General features: G+C 49.5%; 4 protein-coding genes and 1 pseudogene. 2 read left to right on the top strand and 3 right to left on the bottom strand.

The annotated features are described in order from the left end of the window. Positions 1-395, top strand: a pseudogene (locus tag ACOJS8_RS14255) (MFS transporter); the annotation flags it as partial. 166 nt (positions 396-561) lie between these two features. Continuing rightward, on the top strand, positions 562-1,509 hold the full coding sequence (locus tag ACOJS8_RS14250) for a carbohydrate kinase family protein (protein WP_420149214.1): 948 nt from the start codon (positions 562-564) through the stop codon (positions 1,507-1,509). Between the two features lie 91 nt (positions 1,510-1,600). Here the strand turns inward: ACOJS8_RS14250 and ACOJS8_RS14245 are convergent, their stop codons facing one another. From ACOJS8_RS14245 to ACOJS8_RS14235, 3 genes are all read right to left on the bottom strand, one after another. Next, positions 1,601-2,215: a transposase gene (locus tag ACOJS8_RS14245; RefSeq protein WP_420149213.1), complete on the bottom strand. Its 615-nt coding sequence runs from the start codon at positions 2,213-2,215 to the stop codon at positions 1,601-1,603. An 88-nt stretch (positions 2,216-2,303) separates the two neighbouring features. After that, the gene (locus tag ACOJS8_RS14240) at positions 2,304-3,938 is read right to left on the bottom strand and encodes a M1 family metallopeptidase (RefSeq protein ID WP_420149212.1); all 1,635 of its coding nucleotides are present in this window, start codon (positions 3,936-3,938) and stop codon (positions 2,304-2,306) included. 12 nt (positions 3,939-3,950) lie between these two features. Continuing rightward, positions 3,951-6,059: a S9 family peptidase gene (locus tag ACOJS8_RS14235; RefSeq protein WP_420149215.1), complete on the bottom strand. Its 2,109-nt coding sequence runs from the start codon at positions 6,057-6,059 to the stop codon at positions 3,951-3,953. Between the last annotated feature and the right edge of the window lie 80 nt (positions 6,060-6,139).

Here is a 6,139-nt window from a genome sequence, read left to right as displayed (position 1 = left end):
GTGCCACACATGCTGTATTTCTTACAGTTGGTGCAATGGGTTTCCTGCTGACGCTCACCTCTAATGACAAACTGATTTATCTGGCTGGCATGACAATCATCGGGCTGGCCTGGGGTTCTATCATGTCGATGCCTTATTTGATGTTGGCGAGTGCCGTCCCCAAAGATCGTATGGGAGTTTACATGGGTATTTTCAATGGCTTTATCTGTGTACCCCAGTTCATTGGTATGCTCACGGTACCTCTTTATTACAAACCTATTCTGGGCAACGACCCCCGTAACGCGCTTGTGCTGGCCGGTATCTGTATGCTGCTGGCAGCCGCTTCCTGTTTTCTGGTTAAAGAGAATAAACGGATCGAAGAATCGGCTTTGCCAGTCGGGCCCGGCGGCCATTAAGGCTATGTGAGGTCATATAGGCTGTATTCATTGCCATATATGTAGTACACGTTATAGCAGTACTGTCGTAAAATTCGTCAACCTGCTTTCTCTTTCTTGTTCTTCTGATTAGCTTTCAGCGCAAAATTGAGAGTCTGAGAAATAGCCAGAGAACCGTATTTATTACATGACAACGTCAACCCGTCCTTACGCCCTTCTTTCTGTCGGTGAACTATTAGCCGATTTCATTGGTCACTACGTATCAAATAGTCTGATCGATGCGCTGGATTTCCGTCGTTATCAGGGGGGCAGTCCAGCTAATATGGCTTCAAATATGGCTCGCTTAGGCGAACGGGTTGCGCTGGTCTCCTGCGTTGGCAACGATAGCATTGGCAAATATCTGGTTCGACAGATTGAAGAGTCGGGGGTTGAAGCCCAATTCATTACGTCCGACCCATTGGAGCCAACAACCGTGGTGATTGTATCCCGTACGGCGGGCACGCCCGATTTTGTTGCGTACCGTCACGCCGACTGCCAGCTTAGCTCAGCGCAATTGCCAGATTCATTACTGGCTCAGTCGCAGCTATTTCACACTACCTGCTTTGCCTTAAGTCGTCAGCCAGCTCAGGATGTTATTATTGATGCTGCCCGACGTGCTCAGGCAGCCGGTTGTCAGGTAACGATCGATGCCAACTACGCCCCCAGTATCTGGCCTGATCGCCAGCAAGCCTGGCGCGTATTATCGGATTACTTTGCTGCTGGAGCACTGGTAAAAGTTAGTATGGACGACGTGGAACGGCTGTATGGCGAACCCCAGAAAAATGAACGCGTGATCGACGATTTTCACCGAATGGGTGCATCAGTCATTTGTTTAACGCTTGGCCCTGATGGCAGCCTGGTATCTTTTGATGGAGGCAAAAAACAGGATCGGATACCGGGTAAGAAAATTGATGTAGTCGACGTAACAGGGGCTGGCGACGCTTACTGGGCAGGGTTCCTGACGGCTTATCTGGATGGGAACGCCCCCGGCAATTGCGCTCGTGCCGGGGCCGCCATGGCCAAAATGAAACTAACCCGACAAGGGCCGCTACCCGATAAGGTTGATCGAAAGACGCTGTATACATATTTCGAGTAAGCAATTCCCAAAAAAGAAGGGTTATTCTCCTCAAGTCAGTAGAGAACAACCCTTCTTTTTTCACCAGTGGCAAATCTTATTTCAGCGCACCTCACTTTTTCAAATCGATATCACCGAGAGCTTCTTTTAATTTTTCCATTGTAATACCCCGGCCTTTTGCCGAAATGACAAACCGTTTGTTGACCAGAACAGCGATTTCACCCTCTTTACTGCCGTTTTCATACTTTTCGTACGATTTGTTACCGTCTATTGTGCTCGTTTTTTCGTAGCCATCTTTGCTTTCTTTATCTACCTCAATCATCGACCAGGCGGCTAACCCCATCATCATGACCGAGCCTCCGCCGTCGATGAGCGACAATTCAATGGTTTCGCTGCCATCCTCATTCGCGTATTTGCCAGTTGCCGTAGAAACCGTAAAACCAGCTGCGCCGTTTTTCTCACCATTGGCTTCTTTCCGGGCCAATCCGTCGACATCAGCGGGAAGCAATTCTTTCAGCGAACGAAAATCTACGGTTTCAACAGGACCATTTTTCTGCAGTTCTTCGGCTTTGGACGCCATTTCTTTAAGGGCACTGACTGCACCCACCGTCGACACTGACTCGCCGTTTTCGTCCTTGTTTTCTTCTTCTTTCTTGTCACCACAACTCATCGCGAGTGAGGTCAGAAGAAGTCCGATACTGAACAGGTTTATTTTTTTACGTATCATTTTTCCTGATAGCTAAGAATGGGGAATTTAATAAGGAATAGCAAGCTACTGTTTCTACCAACAAAACGTCTGATTTATTGAGTGAACGTTACTCGCCAAGCCGCTTACACAGAACGTAGTAATTTGGATCGACAGTCAACGTAGTGACTCCATTGGCCGGTAACGTTTTCCATTGAGAAGTCGGTTGCAGGGAACGATACGGTCCCGATTCACCCAGACAGATACGTATCGGCATATCGAAGCCCGCAACGCAGTTTGTCCAACGATATTGAAGGCTACCTTTCACAGAACGGTATTCAAGCGTGGGAAGCCGTATATCACGCAGATACTGATCGAACACCGGTTTCAGATTAAGTCCCGTTTGCTGAATCATATACTGCTCAATTTGCTGGGCCGTGACGGTCTGATGATAGAACGTTTTATTCATACCACGTAGCAGTTGCCGCCATTTCACGTCGTTGTTCACCAGTTGCCGGATCGTGTGAAGCATGTTGCCGCCCTTGTAATACATATCGCCGGAACCGGAATTATTGACGTTGTAAATGCCTACAATCGGTTTGTCGTTACGTATCAGCGCCCGGCAACCAATTACGTACTGCGCTCCGGCTTCTTTGCCGTAGTAATATTCCGTAAACAGGCATTCCGAGTAGTTCGTAAAGCTCTCATGAATCCACATGTCGGCCACATCTTTATACGTAATGTTATTGGCAAACCATTCGTGACCCGACTCATGGACAATAATAAAATCCCAAAGTAGCCCCCAGCCCGTTTGCGACAGATCACGTCCCAGGTAGCCATTCTGAAAGCGGTTGCCATACGTAACAGAACTCTGGTGCTCCATGCCCAGGTACGGAACTTCGACTAACTTGTACCCATCTTCATAAAAGGGATACGGACCAAACCAGTATTCAAATGCTTTCAGCATTTTGGGCACCTGCTGAAACTGAATTTTTGCTGAATCGAGGTGTTCGGGCAGCACGTAGTAATTAAGTGCAAGCGTTCCTTTCTCACCCTGATACGTATCCGACCAATGCTTGTAGCGCGCTACGTTGATGTTGACGCCGTAGTTATTAATCGGGTTTTTAACGTACCAGTCGAAGGTACGGGTGCGATCAGCATTGGTCGTCACCTTACGGAGTTGACCGTTCGAAACGTCCATCAAATCTTCGGGAACCGTTACGCTGATGGCCATCGAGTCGGGCTCATCATACATATGATCTTTGCAGGGCCACCAGGCGCTGGCACCCAATCCCTGGCAGGCTGTGGCAATAAACCAGTTTCCTTCTTTATCGTGTTTCCAGACCAGGCCGCCATCCCAGGGTGGCCGTTTGGCTACCCGAGGCTTGCCGCTATAAAAAACCGTTACGGCTTCGTTTTGTCCGGTCTTCTGCGGCTTCGTCAACGTAACAAAATACGCATCGCCATCCTGCCGAAACGTCAGCGATTTCCCATCCTGCTCGATGCGCTCAACACGTAGCGGACGTTGTAAATCAACCTGCATAGTCTGGGCCGGTTTCAGGACACGATACCGAATTTCGGTTGAGCCACTTAACGTACTATCGGTTGGCTGGACACGCACGCGGAGATGATAAAACGTCAGATCCCACCAAGACCGCTCGGGCGTAATCGAACCTCGTAACGTATCGTCGTGAGTAAATTCGTAGCGCTGCGCTGTAGCGAGTAGCGGCAAAAATAACGCACAAAATGTCAGCAGTCGAATCATAAGATCAGGCGATTAGCGTGGACCTGGAGGGCAATTTTTCAGCAGATAGTTTGTATAAAGCGATTGGAGATGAGGTCGTGTGCCCTCGCCTTCCGAAATACTGTGCGAGCGATTCGGATACGACATCAACTGGAATTGTTTATTGTATTTTACCAGTTCATTGATCAGGACTTCGGCATTGTCATAATGAACATTGTCATCGCCTGTACCGTGAATATACAGCAGATTTCCTTTCAGATTTTTCGCGTACGTTATAGGTGATCCTGCCATGAAATCTTCGCGGTTTTCCTGCGGAATTCCCATGTATCGCTCCTGATAAATATTGTCGTAAAACAATTGATTCCCAACAGCAGCAATGGCAATGCCTGTTTTGTAAATATCGGGATGCTGAAAAAGCAGGTTTAACGTGCAGGAACCTCCTCCGCTCCATCCCCAAACGGCCACCCGGCTGGTATCAATATAGGCATGTTGCGCAAATAATTTTTTGGCGGCCATCGCCTGGTCGCGAATATTCAGCCGACCAATCTGACGGTAAATCGACTTGCGCCAGGCGGCTCCTTTGAGATTCGGCGTTCCCCGGTTATCCAGCGCTACGTAGAGGTAACCCGCATCGGCCATGTTGCCCTGAAAAAGATAATTATTGCCAACCGAGAAATTATCATTGACTGTACTACCGGCCGGTTCGCTATAAACGTAGAAAACGATCGGATACTTTTTCGTACTATCGAAGTTGGTCGGTTTGGCCATCCAGCCGTCTACCGTAACGCCATCCTCCGTTGTTACGTTGAAAAAACTTACGTTGGGCTTCGCAATGGTCCGCATCCGTGTAGCCATACTCTCCTTCTCATTCACGGCTTTATGATCGGGCAAACTCACCCATTCCTGTACGGGCGGAGTCTGGTAATTCGTGAACGAATGCTGCGCCAGCCGCCCATTGGGCGAGATTGTGTACCCGTGCGTTCCGGCCAAGCCAACGGGCGTTATCCGTTCTGGCTGTCCTTTGCCATCCAACCGAATACGATACAAATACCGCTGTGTCGGATTCTGGGGCGATGCGATGAAATAAATCTGATTATTAGCTTCGTCGATACGACTAATCGTCTCTATATCGTACGTACCGGGTGTCAGTAGCGTCTCCGTTTTGCCGTCGATACTAATCCGATAAAGGTGACGCCATCCATCTTTTTCAGAAACCCAGACAAACGCTTTTCCGCCACTGAGCCACTCCCATCCGCTCGGGTCGTCATTATTCCAGCGTTCTTTAGCGTCAATCCATGCTTTATCGGTTTCGGTATGAATTGGCGTTACGGATTTACTGGCCAACGCGCAGACAAATACGTTGCTCTGGTTCTGTTTGCGGTTCAACTGCTGAATAATTACGCTTCCGCCATTGGGCAGCCATTCCATGCGCGTAATGTAATGCTGCTGCGGATCGCCGGGAATGTTCAGCCAGGTGGTCGCTCCTCCCGTTGCGTTCACTACGCCGATACGCGCTGGTGATGGCGATTCGCCCACTTTCGGATATTCAACCGGCACTACGTGCGAATACGCTGAATCCGTCGTGTTCAGCATCAGGTAATCCCGAATTTTGGTAGCGTCTACCTGCCAGTACGCAATCTGCCGACTATCCGGACTCCAGCGGAAACCGTCGCGGCAACCGAATTCCTCTTCGTAAGCCCAATCGAACGTACCGTTGATACGTTTGCGGGTGCCATCAATGGTGAGTTTGGTTATTCTGCCGGTTGCTACGTCTTCGACAAACAGATTATGTTCACTGACATAAGCCACGCTACATCCGTTTGGTGACAGTTTGGCGTACATCAGCGACTGGGCCGGTTGCCCTTTGCCCACTTGACGCGCCTGGCCCGTTGAGCGATTCACGAGGTAATAATCGCCACGGGTGTTGTATCGCCAGACGCGTGCTACGTTCGTAAACACCAGTACGTTCGCGCTATCCGGCGTAAAGGCAAAGTCGGTAACCGGCATGACCTGATCGCTCCCCGGTACATGCAGCTTATCCTTTGATAGCAGGATGGTTTTCGTACCTGAACGAATGTCGGTTCGGACGAGGTCACCGCGTTCAGCAGCTACGTAAGCATTCCCGTCGGCGGTCCAGTGCATTTGCCGACCCGGTATTTGCGCCTGCGCCGTGTACACAACCAGGCTTACTAACAAAATGGATACTTGTTGACGAAAATAAG

The organism is Spirosoma sp., assembly GCF_048594605.1.
Lineage (GTDB): Bacteria > Bacteroidota > Bacteroidia > Cytophagales > Spirosomataceae > Spirosoma.
Note: the sequence above shows the minus strand (reverse complement) of the source record. Positions and strands in the feature narration are given on the sequence as shown.

Bases quoted from the DNA above. Each gene is read 5' to 3' on its own strand.
- ACOJS8_RS14250 (WP_420149214.1), top strand. From the start codon at position 562: ATGACAACGTCAACCCGTCCTTACGCCCTTCTTTCTGTCGGTGAACTA.
- ACOJS8_RS14245 (WP_420149213.1), bottom strand. From the start codon at position 2,215: ATGATACGTAAAAAAATAAACCTGTTCAGTATCGGACTTCTTCTGACC.
- ACOJS8_RS14240 (WP_420149212.1), bottom strand. From the start codon at position 3,938: ATGATTCGACTGCTGACATTTTGTGCGTTATTTTTGCCGCTACTCGCT.
- ACOJS8_RS14235 (WP_420149215.1), bottom strand. From the start codon at position 6,059: ATGCACTGGACCGCCGACGGGAATGCTTACGTAGCTGCTGAACGCGGT.